Source organism: Bifidobacterium myosotis, assembly GCF_002259745.1.
In the GTDB taxonomy this organism is placed as follows: Bacteria; Actinomycetota; Actinomycetes; order Actinomycetales; family Bifidobacteriaceae; genus Bifidobacterium; species Bifidobacterium myosotis.
Genome location: NZ_MWWW01000020.1, coordinates 21,081 through 36,237, shown reverse-complemented (window position 1 = coordinate 36,237; position 15,157 = coordinate 21,081). Strand labels below are relative to the sequence as shown.

The 15,157-nt window shown below is 62.7% G+C and carries 9 protein-coding genes and 1 other RNA gene; 9 read left to right on the top strand and 1 reads right to left on the bottom strand.

The window, feature by feature from the left end:
• Nucleotides 1-111: 111 nt before the first annotated feature.
• The 6 genes from BMYO_RS08580 to secA all read left to right on the top strand — a co-directional run bounded on the left by BMYO_RS08580 (nucleotide 112) and on the right by secA (nucleotide 7,246).
• A complete protein-coding gene (locus BMYO_RS08580; RefSeq protein WP_094668073.1) occupies nucleotides 112-345 on the top strand; it encodes a DUF3046 domain-containing protein in 234 nt (77 codons plus the stop codon).
• 377 nt (nucleotides 346-722) lie between these two features.
• Nucleotides 723-1,931 carry a recombinase RecA gene (gene recA / locus BMYO_RS08575; RefSeq protein WP_094668072.1) on the top strand — a complete coding sequence of 403 codons (1,209 nt, stop codon included), beginning with the start codon at nucleotides 723-725 and terminating at the stop codon, nucleotides 1,929-1,931.
• Between the two features lie 281 nt (nucleotides 1,932-2,212).
• Nucleotides 2,213-2,782: a regulatory protein RecX gene (locus tag BMYO_RS08570; RefSeq protein ID WP_233428229.1), complete on the top strand. Its 570-nt coding sequence runs from the start codon at nucleotides 2,213-2,215 to the stop codon at nucleotides 2,780-2,782.
• A gap of 82 nt (nucleotides 2,783-2,864) precedes the next feature.
• Nucleotides 2,865-3,239: RNase P RNA component class A (gene rnpB / locus BMYO_RS08565), an RNA gene on the top strand.
• Nucleotides 3,240-3,453: 214 nt separating this feature from the next.
• Entirely contained in the window at nucleotides 3,454-4,116 is a 663-nt protein-coding gene (hpf, locus tag BMYO_RS08560) for a ribosome hibernation-promoting factor, HPF/YfiA family (protein ID WP_094668070.1), read from the top strand.
• A 190-nt stretch (nucleotides 4,117-4,306) separates the two neighbouring features.
• Nucleotides 4,307-7,246 (top strand): preprotein translocase subunit SecA, encoded by a 2,940-nt coding sequence (gene secA / locus BMYO_RS08555; RefSeq protein ID WP_094668069.1) that lies wholly within the window; start codon nucleotides 4,307-4,309, stop codon nucleotides 7,244-7,246.
• A gap of 323 nt (nucleotides 7,247-7,569) precedes the next feature.
• Here the strand turns inward: secA and BMYO_RS08550 are convergent, their stop codons facing one another.
• Nucleotides 7,570-9,828, bottom strand: coding sequence for an extracellular solute-binding protein (locus tag BMYO_RS08550; protein ID WP_094668068.1), 2,259 nt, complete (start codon nucleotides 9,826-9,828; stop codon nucleotides 7,570-7,572).
• A 170-nt stretch (nucleotides 9,829-9,998) separates the two neighbouring features.
• Between BMYO_RS08550 and BMYO_RS08545 the strand changes: the two genes are divergently transcribed.
• The 3 genes from BMYO_RS08545 (at nucleotide 9,999) to trpD (ending at nucleotide 15,055) form a co-directional block, all read left to right on the top strand.
• Nucleotides 9,999-12,014, top strand: coding sequence for a glycosyl hydrolase 115 family protein (locus tag BMYO_RS08545; protein ID WP_158216974.1), 2,016 nt, complete (start codon nucleotides 9,999-10,001; stop codon nucleotides 12,012-12,014).
• 234 nt (nucleotides 12,015-12,248) lie between these two features.
• Nucleotides 12,249-13,814 (top strand): MFS transporter, encoded by a 1,566-nt coding sequence (locus BMYO_RS08540; RefSeq protein WP_094668066.1) that lies wholly within the window; start codon nucleotides 12,249-12,251, stop codon nucleotides 13,812-13,814.
• Between the two features lie 194 nt (nucleotides 13,815-14,008).
• Nucleotides 14,009-15,055: an anthranilate phosphoribosyltransferase gene (trpD, locus tag BMYO_RS08535; RefSeq protein WP_094668065.1), complete on the top strand. Its 1,047-nt coding sequence runs from the start codon at nucleotides 14,009-14,011 to the stop codon at nucleotides 15,053-15,055.
• Nucleotides 15,056-15,157: the final 102 nt, after the last annotated feature.

Sequence of the window (15,157 nt, the reverse complement as noted above, 5' to 3'; positions counted from 1 at the left end):
TCGTGTCGGTGCGTATGTTCGTCGTGCCGCGTGCCGCCGTACGGTATGTGGCGATTCGTCCTCTCGCATGTTCCGTGCAGGTGTCCCGTGGGTGGTGGCACACTGGTGGGCATGCATGAACGGGAATTCTGGGAGCTGGTCGAGGAGGTGTTCGGTCGCACCTATGGCCGGTCGCTGGCCAGGGACCAGCGGATGCCGAAATTGGCGAACATGACCGCGGTCGAGGCGCTGGACGCGGGGGAGGAGCCTCGCGTGGTGTGGAACGTGCTGTGTGACCAGATGGAGGTGCCGGATTCCCGACGCTGGGGCCACGACCATAACGCGCCGCCCATGCCCGTTCGGTGACGGCTCGTTGTGCCGGGCCGATACGCCGTTGGCTTGTCTGGGTGGCTCGTTGTGGTGGTACCCCGTGAGGATTGTCTTGGTGGACGGTATCGTTCGGATGGGCCGTTGGTATCGGCGGGCGCGACACTCGATAATCCGTAATCGAACAAATGTTCGCATCTTGAGGTATAGTTATCCACAGTGACAGGCAGCCACGCCCGTGTGCGATGGGTGCTCGCCAAATGCCGTACGCCTTGTCTTGACGGGGCGCAGGGGGTTTCGGCCCGTTTGGGAACCGGAGCTGGAACCACATGGTTCGCCCCGCCCGATGTGGCGGACGGGCCTTCTCTACGGTGGAAGGCGACCTGTCCGCACACGACTTCGATAAGGAGAAGAACATGGCAGTTGAGAACAAAGCGGCCAAGGAGCAGGCCGCTCCGGACAAGCATGAGATCGATCCCAAGCGCAAGGCCGCGCTGGATACAGCGCTCGCCCAGGTGGAGAAGAGCTTTGGCAAGGGCTCCGCAATGCGTCTTGGCGATCGCCCCGAGCAGAACGTGGAGGTGATCTCCACCGGGTCGCTCGCCTTGGACATGGCCCTCGGCATCGGAGGTCTTCCCAAGGGGCGTATCGTGGAGATCTACGGCCCCGAATCCTCGGGTAAGACCACATTGGCGTTGCATGTGGTGGCCAATGCCCAGCGGAAGGGCGGCGTGGCCGCATACATCGACGCCGAGCACGCCCTCGATCCCGCCTATGCCCGCAAGCTTGGCGTGGACACTGACTCGCTCATCGTCTCCCAGCCCGATAACGGCGAACAGGCGCTTGAAATCGCGGATATGCTCATTCGTTCCGGCGCCTTGGACGTCATCGTCATCGACTCGGTGGCGGCGCTGGTGCCCAAGGCCGAGATTGACGGTGATATGGGCGACAGCCATGTGGGTCTGCAGGCCCGCCTCATGAGCCAGGCCCTGCGCAAGATGACCGGCGCCCTGTCGCAGGCCGGCACCACCGCCATCTTCATCAACCAGCTACGCGAGAAGATCGGCGTGTTCTTCGGCAACCCGGAAACCACCACCGGCGGTAAGGCACTCAAGTTCTACGCCTCCGTCCGACTCGACATCCGCCGCATCCAGACCATCAAGAACGGCGACGAGGCCGTGGGCAACCGTACCCGCGTCAAGGTGGTCAAGAACAAGATGGCCCCGCCCTTCAAGTCCGCCGAATTCGACATGCTTTACGGCGAGGGCATCTCCCGTGAAGGCTCGGTCATCGACATGGCCCAGCAGGTCGGCGTGGTCAAGAAGTCCGGTTCGTGGTTCACCTACGAAGGCGACCAGCTCGGCCAAGGCCGCGAGAAGGTTCGTCAGTTCCTCAAGGACAACCCGGCCATCACCGAGGAAATCGAGAACAAGGTCAAGGCGGAGTTCGGCCTGATAGCCCCGTCCGACCAGTTCGCCGAGGATGAGGAGGCGGCCGCGGCGGCAGCGGCGAGCGAGGCCGCAGCCGCCGACGCGGCCAAGGACGACAAGGCCGCCGCCGCAAGGCAGACCGCCAAGTCGTCCAAGACGGCCGATGCGGCCAAGGACGCGGCGGCCAAGGCCTGACGCATATGATCGACGCTGAAGCGTTCCTTCGTGCCAATCCCGTATTGATTCGGAGGAGCGAAGACGATGAGCCTTCCGAACCGGTCGCCCATATACCTCGCGGCGGGTTCGGAAGCACTCCGGAGCTCGGAGGGGTCCCGGGTCGTTCTGGGGCTTCTGGAGTTTCTGAAGCTTCTGGGGTTCCGAAGGCTTTGGAGACTTCGAAGGCTTCGTCGAGCACGAGGACTGTGACCGGTGCGCGGGCCATGCGATTCGGTCGGCCGGCAATTCGCTATGGGTCCGTGGGCGATAGCGCTGTTGATGCCGCAGCCGATGATGCCGGAACCGCTGGTGTCGCAGCTGATGGTGTCGCAACTGCTGGTGTTGTATCCAATGATGTCGCCGTCGATGACCGGAACGCTGAGGACACCTGCCGTGAAGCCGCCCTGCGATTGCTTGATGCGGCGCCGCGCTCATCGGGGGCGTTGCGGGACCGGCTGCTGGGCAAAGGGTTTGACGAGGCCGTGGTGGAACGGGTCGTCGAACGCATGGTGGATCTGCTGCTGATCAACGACCATGACTACGCCGAATCGGTGGTCCGGGTATGCGCCGGTCGCATGATGGGCCGTCGCGGCGCGGCGATGGAGCTCGATCGCAAAGGCGTGGACCGCGCGCTTGCCGTACAGGTCCTGGACGAGGCGGAGCGGCAGGGTGTGTTCGAGGATGCCGCTTGGGAGCTTGGCCGACGTACTGCTCGCAAGACGCAGGGGCTTGACCGTCAGGTTCGTCAACGCCGCTTCTGGGCCGCCGGTGGTCGCAAGGGCCACAATCCGGAGACCCTGCGTCGCGTCGCCGCCGAGCTCTTCAACTGAGTTCGGCGGCTTGATCATCGTGGCTCCCTCTGATGGGAGAGCTTCCGTGGGCTTCTCCAAGGGCTATGTATAATAGTCCGCTTGAGACCTCTTGATGACCGCGGCCGTGACCTTCATTGGGATCGGCTGAGGAACTTCCGGGCTCCGCAGAGCACGATGGCGGATAACGTCCGCCCAGGGCGACCTGAGAGATAGCGCAACAGAGAACAGACCGCCCGTCCTCGACGGGTAAGGGTGAAACGGCGGTGTAAGAGACCACCGGGCCGCTGGCAACAGTCGGCCGCATGGCAAGCCTCATCGGGAGCAAGGCCAAGCAGATGGCGGTAAGGGCTGCTCGCCCGTGTCATCGGGTAGGCTGCTAGAGCCTGACGGCAACGTCAGGTCGAGATGGATGGTCATCCGTGCCGTGCGTTCGCGCGCGACACGACAGAACCCGGGGTATAAGAGGTCTCATCACACTTCATGGTCTTTCCCGCATCGTGTTTCGCCAGCGACGACGTGTATTCATGATTCGCCATTCATGATTCGCTCAGGAAAGAAACATCATGCTCTGGGCGAGTTGCCGACTGTTTACGCAGAGTTCGTCTACAATGAAACTTACCCGCACGGTAATGATGCTGTACGGGACGCATATAGCGGGCAACACCGCTTGAGTCAAATAGGAGGTCAACATGGAAATCGTCGTTACCGGACGCCACACGCAGGTCAAGCAGAGGTTCCGTGATGTGGTTGAGACCAAGATGAATCGTGTGACCGCTATCGCCCCGGATGCACAGCGCGCGCAGATCGTGCTGACCCATGAGGGCAACCCGCGTCAGGCCGATACCGCCAAGCGCGTGGAGATTACCGTTATCGCCGGCCGCACCGTGGTACGTGCGGAGGCCTCCAGCACGGACGAGTTCAGCGCGCTGGACATGGCGCTGGACAAGCTCACCCTTCGTCTGCGTCGCACCCGCGACCGCCGCAAGGACCACCGTCGCGGCTACACGAACCCGGTCCCGGTGGATCTGGGCGTGGCCGCTCCGGAGCCCGAGGTGGAGGAATCGGAGGAGGAGCCGAACAACAGCCCGCAGGCTGCGGTCGCCTCGGATCTCGGCCCCGGCGAATCCGTGGAGGTCCAGGTCGGCGACACCCCGATCGTCATCCGTCGCAAGCTGCACATCGCCGAGCCGATGAGCATCGACGAGGCCCTGTACGAGATGGAGCTTATCGGACACGACTTCTTCCTGTTCGTGAACAAGGAGACCGGTCGCCCGTCCGTGGTCTACCACCGTCACGGCTGGAGCTACGGCGTGTTCGAGATCGACACCCCCGAAAACGTCAAGAAAGACTGAAAGGACTGACTGGTCTGTCGGCCGACCGGTCGATTGTATGAAGTCAATCGCATGACACGATGATGGATCGCTTCCCGGCAAGGGAGGCGGTCCATTTTTTTCGTAAAATGGTCGAAAAAGATGACCGCTGGTGACGCGGGACGGTAAGGTAATACCCGGAACCACCGTAACCAATCAAGGGAGAAACCCAGTGGTCGATATCATTGACAAAGCCCTGCGCATGGGCGAAGGGCGCCAGCTCAAGAAGCTGGAGAACGTCGCCAAGGCCGTGAACGCGCTGGAGGACGAGATCTCAGCCCTCTCCGATGAGGAGCTCAAGGCCCAGACCCCGAAGTTCAAGCAGCAGATCGAGAACGGCAAGAGCCTCGACGACATCATGCCCGAGGCGTTCGCCACCGTGCGCGAGGTCTCCAAGCGCACGCTCGGCCAGCGTCACTTCGACGTGCAGCTCATGGGCGGCGCGGCCCTGCATTGGGGCAACATCGCCGAGATGAAGACCGGTGAAGGCAAGACCCTCGTGGCCACCCTGCCGAGCTACCTCAACGCGCTCGAGGGCAAGGGCGTGCATGTGGTCACCGTGAACGACTACCTGGCCAGCTACCAGAGCGAGCTCATGGGCCGCATCTACCGCTTCCTCGGCATGTCCGTCGGCTGCATCATCACCGAGCAGAAGCCGCCGGAGCGCCGCAAGCAGTACAACGCCGACATCACCTACGGCACCAACAACGAGTTCGGCTTCGACTACCTGCGCGACAACATGGCGTGGGAGAAGGCCGATCTGGTGCAGCGCGGCCACCACTTCGCCATCGTCGATGAGGTCGACTCCATTCTCATCGATGAGGCCCGTACCCCGCTCATCATCTCCGGCCCGGCCGAAGGCGACGTGACCCGCTGGTACCGCACCTTCGCCAAGCTGGTCCTGAAGCTCACCCGTGACGAGGACTACGACGTCGACGAGAAGAAGAAGGTCGTCGGCATCCTCGATCCGGGCATCACCAAGGTCGAGGACTTTCTCGGCATCGACAACCTGTACGAGCCGGCCAACACCGCCCTGATCGGCTACCTCAACAACGCCATCAAGGCCAAGGAGCTGTTCCTGCGCGATAAGGACTACGTGGTCACCCACGGCGAGGTCCTCATCGTCGATGAGCACACCGGCCGTATCCTGCCGGGCCGCCGCTACAACGAGGGCCTGCACCAGGCCATCGAGGCCAAGGAAGGCGTGGAGGTCAAGGCCGAGAACCAGACCTTCGCCACCATCACCCTGCAGAACTACTTCCGCATGTACGACAAGCTCGCCGGCATGACCGGTACCGCCGAGACCGAGGCGGCCGAGTTCATGAACACCTACAAGCTGGGCGTGCTGCCGATTCCGACCAACCGCCCGATGATCCGCAAGGACCAGGACGACCTCATCTTCCGCACCAAGAAGGAGAAGCTGGCCGCCATCGTCAAGGATGTGGCCAAGCGTCACGCCAAGGGCCAGCCGGTCCTGCTCGGCACCGCCTCCGTGGAAAGCTCCGAGGTGGTCTCCACGCTGCTCGACGTGGCCAAGATCCCGCATCAGGTGCTCAACGCCAAGCAGCACGAGAAGGAAGCCGCCGTGGTCGCCGTCGCCGGCCGCAAGGGCGCCGTGACCGTTGCCACCAACATGGCCGGCCGTGGTACCGACATCATGCTCGGCGGCAACGTCGAGTTCTTGGCGGACGCCAAGCTCAAGTCCGAGGGCTACTCCCCGGAGGACACCCCGGAGGAGTACGAGAAGCGCTGGCCGGGAACCCTGAACGAGATCAAGGCCCAGGTCAAGGACGAGCACGAGGAAGTCAAGAAGCTCGGCGGCCTGTACGTGCTCGGCACCGAGCGCCACGAGTCCCGTCGTATCGACAACCAGCTGCGCGGCCGTTCCGGCCGTCAGGGCGACCCGGGCGAGTCCCGCTTCTACCTGTCCCTGGAAGACGATCTGATGCGTCTGTTCAACACGCAGCTCGTGGCCCAGGTCATGGCCAAGGGCATGGAGGAGGGCCAGCCGATCGAGGCCAAGTCCGTGACCAAGGGCGTGCGCACCGCGCAGAAGGCCGTGGAATCCCGCAACTACGAGATTCGTAAGAACGTGCTCAAGTACGACGACGTGATGAACAAGCAGCGTACCGTCATCTACTCCGAGCGTCAGGCCGTGCTCAAGGGCGAGGACATTCACGAGGATGTCGAGCGCTTCATCTCCGAGACCGTCGAGTCCTACATCAAGGGCGCCAACAACGGCTCCGAGAAGCCGAAGGACTGGGATTGGGAAGGCCTGTTCAAGGCCCTCAACACCGTGGTGCCCACCAAGGTCACCGAGGAGGAGGCCCAGAAGGCGGCCGAAGGCCTCAAGGCCGAGAAGGCCGTGGCCGCCGTGCGCGACCTCATCGTCAAGGACGCCCAGGAGAAGTATGCCGAGCTCGAGAAGACCATCGGCGAATCTGGCCTGCGCGACCTCGAACGCCGCGTGGTCCTCGCCGTGCTCGACCGCAAGTGGCGCGAGCACCTCTACGAGATGGACTACCTCAAGGACGGCATCGGCCTGCGTGGTATGGGCCAGCGCGACCCGCTGGTCGAGTACCAGCGCGAAGGCTACCAGATGTACAACTCCATGATTGAGGCGATCAAGGAGGAGTCCGTCCAGCTGCTCTTCCACATCGACGTCAAGCAGGTGGCGGCCACCGAGGATCACACCTCCGCCGCCGATGAGGACGCCGCGGTTGACGCCGCCGAGTCCGCCACCGGCATCACCGCCACCGGCGAAGGCTCCGATTCCGCCGCCACCGTGGCCGCCGGCCCGGACGAGGACGGCGAGACCGAAGCCGAGGCCGCCGAAGGCGAAGTCGAGGATGAGGACGACGAGGAGGAGAAGAAGGCCATCGCCGAGTCCGCCAAGGCCTCTGAGGCCGGCGAGACCACCTCCGCCATCACCGGCCCGGCCCCGATCAGCCACGCCGAAGGCAAGGTCCCGGTCTCCAAGCGCCCGAAGAGCGAGGAGCTGCGCGTGCCGTGGGCCGACGGTCGCACCTTCCCCGGCACCGGCAGGAACGCCCCGTGCCCGTGCGGTTCCGGTCGCAAGTACAAGATGTGCCACGGCCAGAACGAGAAGTGATGATCGTTCGCTAGCGTCGCACTGCATCGATGATTGAAGGGGTCTCTCCACCGAGGAGAGACCCCTTTGCGTTGCTGTCTTCGTGTGCTTCTCGTGTGCTCCTTGACACATGCCCATCACATGCCCCATGGTGTAGGGAAAATCCCATGATGTAGGGAATTGCCCATGATGTAGGGACATAAAAAGGCGGAATTCCGCGAAATCGCAAAACCCGTTCCCTACACCATGTGAAAATCCCTACAACATGGGGCATGTGGCACGGCGCAGTGGCGTAACCCCATGCGTAGCATCGTCGTCGTCGGCGGTTATGTGCATAATGCCGTTCATTTCACGGTGAAGCCCTGCGAGGTGGCGTAGAGCTTGAGGCGGCGCTCCCACTCGTCCAAGCGGTCATCGCTGCGGCCGCCGGGACGCAGCGCGGGCACGATGAGACGGGTGAACTCCGCATCCAGCTGGCTGTAGAACGGCAGGTTGTCCCAATCACGGTTCACGCGCGCCGCCGATTTGGCGTACACGTCGTAGATGGGCTGGTCGAAATACGGGTCGCGCGTGCCGCGGCGTGTCAGGTCCTCCACATAGCCGGCGGCTGCGGACACGCCGCCCGGTGCCCGCAGTTCCACCGAGGCCGGGTCGAGCTGGAACCAGCGGATGAACGTCAGCGCCGCCCGCTGGCGGACCGGCGGCAGCTTCGCGCTGATCGCCATCGTCGAACCGCCGATCTCCGCGGTCATGATCTGGCTGGGGTCCACGAATCCGGGCGGCAGCGCCACCTTCCACAGACCCTTGTCGGCCGGATAGGATGCGGCGAGGATCTTGCCGATCCAGTTCGCGTAGGTCATGGTCAGATAGGTGCCGGATGTGGGCAGCATATAGCGGTTGTCCCACAGCGGTTCGGCCTTGAGCACGCCGTCGTCCAGACATTGCTGCAGGAACTTGGCCACGAACCGTACGCGGTCGTCGGTCATCTGGAAGCGAATCGCGGTGTCATCCTCCACCACCCACGGCTTGGCGCCGGCCATGCGGAAGAACGAGAGGTAATGCTGCACATCGGTGGTGTCGAGGATTCCCATGTACCGGTTGGGATTGCGCGCGTGCAAGGCCACGCCTTCGTCGTAGAACTCGTCCCATGTGTGCGGCACGGCAAGTCCGTAATGCTTCAGCAGGTCTTCGCGGTAGAACATCGCCGTCTGCGATTGGTCGCCGGGGATACCATACAGTTTGCTGGCATAGTGAGCCGAACGCCACGACGCGGGGTCCACTTGGGGAGCTACCTCGCGTTCCAGCTCCTCGCCGGCGAAGGCGGTCAAATCGAGCAGGGCACCGGATGCCGCCAGTTGTGGCAGGGCGGTGCGCTCCACATTGACCATATCAGGTACGGGACGGCGATTGATGATTCGCTCCCAGTACAGGGAGAGCGTGTTTTCCTGGGTGCGGCCCTCGATCGGGTCGATGACGATATGCGGATGAATGCGCATGAACTCGTTGATGCGAGGCATCGTTTCGTTGAAGGCGTTGGACAGCAGGGTGAGCACAATGGTGTCGCTGGAACGTGTGAGCTCGGCGTACGGGCCGAGCTTCATCGTGGAACGCTTGTGCTGGTTCACCGAATCGCGCGATATATACCGCGCTTCGAGCGCAATCGGTTCAGGTCGGGATGAGCCAGTGCGTGTCGCGTTCACCAAGGCGTTTGCAGCCTCGGCTGCGATGGTGGCACTTCGCATGTTTATGGTGTTCAAGGAGGGCGTGAGCAGCGCGGCCATTTCGATGTCATCGAATCCGATGACTGAGACATCTTCCGGGATACGCAGGCCTTGACGCCTCGCAGCTGTCATGAAACCTGCGGCGAGCGAATCGTTGAACGCGAACACCGCATCCGTGGGGCGGATAAGATATTGCTCTACGGCTTTCGCTCCGCCGGAGAGGTTTGGTTCGCATTCCCTCACCACGCGGTAGGTCATATCGTAACGGAACGCGGAGGCGCGTATGCAACGTCGACGGTATTCGTTCGACCATGAGCTCACGGGACCGGCGAGATAGGTGATCGACGAATGACCGGAGGATTTCAGCGCGTGCACCGCGTCGTCGATGGCACCGGCCACATCCACGGTCACACTCGCCAATCCCGGAATAGTGCGGTTGATGAGCACGACCGGCTTGACCAGTGTGATGCGACGGATATCCGGTTCGCTCAGACGTGAGGAGATGAGCGCGACGCCATCCACGTTGCGCATCACATAGGACATGGCCTTGCGCTCGACGGCAGGTTTCTCATTGGTGTCCAGGGTGATCAGGCCGTAGCCCTTTGACTCCAGATGCTCCTGCAGGGCATTGACCGTGGTGGCGTACAGGGGATTGGCCAGCGTGGGCACGATGGCCGCCATCATGCCGGTGGCCGGCAGGGGAGTGTCGCCGTCGTCGGCGGTGTCCGGTGTGAGGTAGCCGAGTTGCTCGGCCACTCGGCGAATGCGGAATTCGGTTTTCGCCGAGATTCGTCCCGGCTGACTGAGCGCCCGCGAGACGGTGGACGGGCTAACTCCGGCCTCGCGCGCGATGTCATAGATGGTGGTTTTGCCCTTGCCCATATGCTGTCTCCCCGCTCTTGTCGAAGACGTTGCGCAACATTATGGCAACCTTTGGCAACAATCGCAACGTGTGTTCCATGATGAACGATTATGGTTCCTGTCAGCGGTTCGGGCGCGTGGAAGCGCACCGGAACGTACGAAAGCAACAGACAAGTTCACTTGGAGGAACCATGTCTATTTCCATCACATCCGCGTCCAAGGTGACGGGGGCGACGCCGTCCAAGGCCGTGGCGTTCGCGGTCGAGGACATCGAGCGTGACCTGAAGGCCACGATTTCGCCGTCCGACCAGCCCGGCGCGGACATCGTGCTCGTCGAGGGTACGCATAACCCCGAGACCTGGGAGGTGCGCGTCGCCGATGACAATCTCGAGATTCATGCGGGCGACGACTTCGGTTTCATCTACGGCCTGTACGCCGTCAGCCGCGAGGTCCTCGGCGTCAAGGACTTCTGGTTCTGGAACGATCAGCGGTTTGAGCCGGTACCGAGCATCGAGTTGGCCGACGACTTCGCGCTCGCATCCAAGCCCACGGCTGTCAAGTACAAGGGCTTCTTCATCAACGATGAGGTGCTGCTCGAGGACTGGAAGGTCGACAACGACCTCGACAAGACCTGGCGTCTCGCCTTCGAAACCGTCTACCGTCTGGGCGGCAACATGGTGATTCCCGGCTCCGGCCAGCGTGGCGAACCGCACCTGAAGCTCGCGCAGGACATGGGCTTCTACATCAACCAACATCACGCCTGCCCGCTCGGCGCGCGCATGTTCGCCGCCGCTTACCCGGGCGTGCAGCCCAAGTGGCCCGAGGAGGAGCCGCGCTTCGAGGCGCTGTGGCGTGAGGCCATCGAGGCCCAGAAGGGCAAGCGCACCGTATGGACGCTCGGCTTCCGCGGCCAAGGCGACCAGCCGTTCTGGAACTTCGACCCTCGTTACGCCACCGATGAGGCGCGCGGCAAGCTGCTCTCCGACATCATCCAGAAGCAGTACGACATGGTGCAGGAGGCTGACCCCGGCGCCCAGTGCTGCATCTACCTGTACGGCGAGGCCATGGAGCTCTACCGCGCGGGCGTGCTGACCTACCCCAAGCAGGTGGCCAAGATCTGGGCCGACAACGGATTCGGCCGCATGGTCTCCCGCCGTCAGGAGAACAACAACCCGCGTGTGCCCGCCATGCCGACGAACGACGGCGACAACGGCATCTACTACCACGCCAGCTTCTACGACCTGCAGGCCGCCAACCACACCACCGACATCACCAACGACCCGCGTCTGGTGGCCGGCGAGCTTGAACAGGTGATTGAGCACGGCGGCGCTGACGTGTGGATCGTCAACGCATCCAACATCAAGCCCCACGTCTACTTCCTCAACTTCATTGCTGCGATCTGGCGCGACGGCAAAATCGACTTCGAGCAGGTCGCCAAGCGCTACATCGCCGACTACTACGGCGAGGACAACGTGGACGCCGTGTTCGACCTGTACGAGGAATACTGGAAGTCGGCCGTGCAGTACGGCCCGAACTGGGACGACCACGCCGGCGAGCAGTACTTCAACCATGTGCCGCGCATGCTCATCACCCAGTGGCTCAAGGACCGCAACGCCCCGGCGCAGGACCTTCGCTGGATGCACGAGGCCGACACACTCAAGGAACAGATCACGTTCTACCGCGACCTGATCGAGCCGGCCGTCAAGCGTTACGCCGACCTCGCCGACAAGGTCGAGTTGGCCGCCATCTCCGCCGAGTTGCGCGGTGAGGAGGAAGCCGCCGAGCTCATCCGCGACTCCATCGGCGTCGAGGCCGGCATCTATGAGCACTCCGTGGCCGCGTCCGTGCATGTGTGCGACGCCCTGCTTGCCGGCTACGACGAGGACTGGCGGCACGCCTTCTACGACGCGGGTCTGGCCGCCGAGGAGTTCACCGCGGGCGATCGTGCGATGCGCGACCGCGAACACGGCAAGTGGGCCGGCTTCTGGCGTAACGACTGCCTCACGGACATCAAGCAGTCCGCATGGGTCGCCGAACAGCTCATGGGCTACCTGCGCTGCGTGGGCGACGGTCCGCACTACTTCCAGTGGCTGCGCGATTTCTGCTACCCCGAGTGGGAAAAGGACGTGTTCGTGATCATGAACATGGAGAACCACCCTACCGACCGCGAGATCTTCAAGGCCATGAAGGCCAAGTGGCAGAAGTAGCTGTTATTGGCTCCCTCTGACGAGGAAGCCTCCCGCGGAGCGGGTGGGGGAGAGACCCAGACGAAAATACCTTCGAGTTCCCTCCCCCGGTCTCACTGTGTTCGACAGCTCCCTCATCAGAGGGAGCCAGAGAAGAGAATTCGCGGATTTCAGGGTGCCTCCTGAATCCTGCGAGAAAAAGAAAAAACCTGTAGCGGGGTGCCTCCCGCATACAGGAATGGAAAGGATGCTGCAATGACACAGCAGGCAACCACCTCTCAGGCTAGCGCGCCTAAGGGACGCAAAATCACGCTGCTGAACGCGGTTGGTTATGCGTTCGGTGACTTCTATGGCGGCGGCTTCGGCCAGATCGCTACCTACCTGACGTTGTTCTGGACCACGTTCGCCGGTCTCAAGGTCGCGCAGGCAGGTTCCATCGTCGGTATCGCGACGATGCTCGCCGCGTTCTCCGCCCTGGTGTTCGGCACATTGTCCGATAGCCTGTACAAGTACAAGATCGGCCGCAAGTTTGGCCGTCGTCGTTTCCTGATCCTCCTCGGTGTGCCGCTGTTGCTGGTCACCATTCTCATGTTCGTGCCGGGCATGCCATTCTGGGCCTACTTCGTGGTGTACGCGCTGTGGATCATCGCCAACCAGCTGATCATGACCCCGTACTCGGTGCTCCCGAATGAGATGACCACCGATTTTAACGGTCGTACCATGCTGTCGACGACGCGTATGCTGTTCTCCGGCATCTCCACTGCGGTGGTGCCGCTCGGTATGGCAGCCTTCCTCAAGGCCCTCGGCGACAAGCAGAGCTCGTCTTACACGATTTCCATGGGCTGCTTCATCGCGCTGTTCGCGGTGTGCGTGTTCATCGCGTACAAGTCCACATGGGAGCTGACCCCAGAGGAGGCAGGTTTTGACGAGGTCGCGATCGAAGCCCAGAAGAAGGAGGCGTTCGACTTTGGCAAGTGGCTCAAGGGTGTGGGCGACATCTTCGTCGGCTACTTCTCCACGCTGCGCAACAAGACGTTCCGCAAGCATATCCTGATCTATCTGCTGGGCCAGTCGTTCCTCGACATCTTCGGCCAGGTGTGGCTGTTCTTCGTGCTGTACAACCTCAACAAGCCGGTCGCGTTTGGTTCCGCCCTGCTGGGCATGGCCCTGATCGGCGAGCCCCTCAAGCCCGTCTTCGGCTGGCTCTTCGCCAAGCTCGGCCCACGCAAGATGTTCTCCCTGAACTTCGCGGGCGCAATCATCGGTCTGCTGGGCCTGTGGGGTCTGTGGCAGACCGCCGCTCAGAACGAAACGTCCGCATGGAACGCCATGCTGTACGTGGTGATGGTCTGGTGGCTGATTTTCCGCGCCATGACTTGGTTCATCCCGTGGAACGTATTCCCGTTCATCCCGGATGTGGACATGATCATGGCCGGCGAGAACCGTGGTGGCCTGTACATCGGCTTCCAGCAGTTCGCTCGTAAGATCACGGCCGGACTGTCCGCGATGGCATGGGGCTGGTTCCTGGGTGCGAACGGGTTCGTGGAGGACGCGTTCAAGGCGGGCAAGCCGCAGCCTGACCAGGCGGTCAACGCGATCGGCACGGTGCTGGTGTGGTGGATCATCGCGGGTCTCGCGATTGCATGGATCATCTCGTTTACGTTGAAGCTGGACAAGAAGACCGATGCGGTGCTTTTGAAGGAGATTGACCGTCTCCAGAACGGTGGCAAGAAGGCCGACGTCGATCCCGAGACCAAGAAGGTCGTCGAGCAGCTCACCGGTGTCAAGTACGAGAAGTGCTGGCCGCAGACCGCCGAGTGATGCGGTGAGTCTGACTAGCGACTGCTATTGCTAACCAGCCGGTTGCAGATGGCTAATGAGTGATTGGCTCCCCGCATTAAGCGGGGAGCCTTTCGCGTTCTGCAATATGAAAGAACATGTCGGAGACGCAATATATGGCCATTACAATTGGCCGCGTCACTGATTATCGGGCGCGAGTGCGCCAAGGAGGAACAATGGCCGAGATCACATGGAAGTCGATTCTCACCAAGCTGGTCGGGGGAGACCACCTGAGCGCCGAGGAATCCGAATGGTTCGTCGATGATCTGATGAAGGGCAACGCCAATCCCGCCGCCGTGGGCGCCACGCTCGCCCTCCAGCAGCAGCTGGGGCTGACGGCCGAGGAGGTGTCCGGCGCGGCCAAAGCCATGGTGTCGCACGCCGTGCCGCTCAACGTCTCCGGTGAGACCACCGACATCGTGGGTACCGGTGGTGACGGCTTCGCCACGGTGAACCTGTCCACGATGGGCTCGGTGGCCGCCGCGGCCGCGGGCGTGAAGATCGTCAAGCATGGCAATCGCGCAGCCTCCTCGAAGTGCGGTGCCGCCGACGTGCTCGAAGCGCTCGGCCTGCCGCTGGACCTGAAGCCCGAGGCGGTCGGCGAGGTCGGCGACGAGGTGGGCATCACCTTCGCGTTCGCCCGCACCTTCCACCCGGCCATGCGCTTCGTCGGCCCGATCCGCGCCGCGCTCGGCATCCCGTGCGTGTTCAACGTGCTGGGCCCGCTGACCAACCCGGCCAAGCCCGCCCATGTGGCCATCGGCTGCGCCAAGCGCGAGATGAGCCCGATTATGGCCGCCGTATACGCCGCCAACGGCCAGTCCGGCATGGTCTACACCTCGCATGAGGGCATGGACGAGCTCGCCCCCACCGGCCCGGTCTCCGTGTGGGAGATCCGCGACGGCAAGGTGACCGAGACCGATTTCGACCCGACCGTGGAGCTCGGCCTCGCCAAGATCGACGTCACCGATCTCAAGGGCGGCGAGCCCGAGGTCAACGCTGCCGCCTTCCGTGATTTCGTGGCCGGCAAGGACATCCCGGCCCGCACCACCGCACTGCTCAACGCCGCCTCCGCCATCGTCGCCGACGGTCATCTGGTGGGCGAGGGCACGCTGGGCGAGCGCTTCCGCGAAGCCTACAAGCTGGCCGAGGATGCCGTGGACTCCGGCAAGGCCCAGGCCCTGCTCGACAAGTGGGTGGCCACCGCCAAGTCCAAGGCGTGATGCGTCGTAGGACGTTAGGCATTCTTCTTCCATAAGGAGACTGTCGGAAGGATGTGTTGAGGGGAAGCAGCGTATTTCCGTTGCTTCCCCTCAATCGTTATT

Coding starts and splice junctions, on each gene's coding strand:
- BMYO_RS08545 (WP_158216974.1), top strand. CDS start 9,999: ATGTCTATTTCCATCACATCCGCGTCCAAGGTGACGGGGGCGACGCCG.
- BMYO_RS08540 (WP_094668066.1), top strand. CDS start 12,249: ATGACACAGCAGGCAACCACCTCTCAGGCTAGCGCGCCTAAGGGACGC.
- hpf (WP_094668070.1), top strand. CDS start 3,454: ATGGAAATCGTCGTTACCGGACGCCACACGCAGGTCAAGCAGAGGTTC.
- recA (WP_094668072.1), top strand. CDS start 723: ATGGCAGTTGAGAACAAAGCGGCCAAGGAGCAGGCCGCTCCGGACAAG.
- BMYO_RS08580 (WP_094668073.1), top strand. CDS start 112: ATGCATGAACGGGAATTCTGGGAGCTGGTCGAGGAGGTGTTCGGTCGC.
- trpD (WP_094668065.1), top strand. CDS start 14,009: ATGGCCGAGATCACATGGAAGTCGATTCTCACCAAGCTGGTCGGGGGA.
- BMYO_RS08550 (WP_094668068.1), bottom strand. CDS start 9,828: ATGGGCAAGGGCAAAACCACCATCTATGACATCGCGCGCGAGGCCGGA.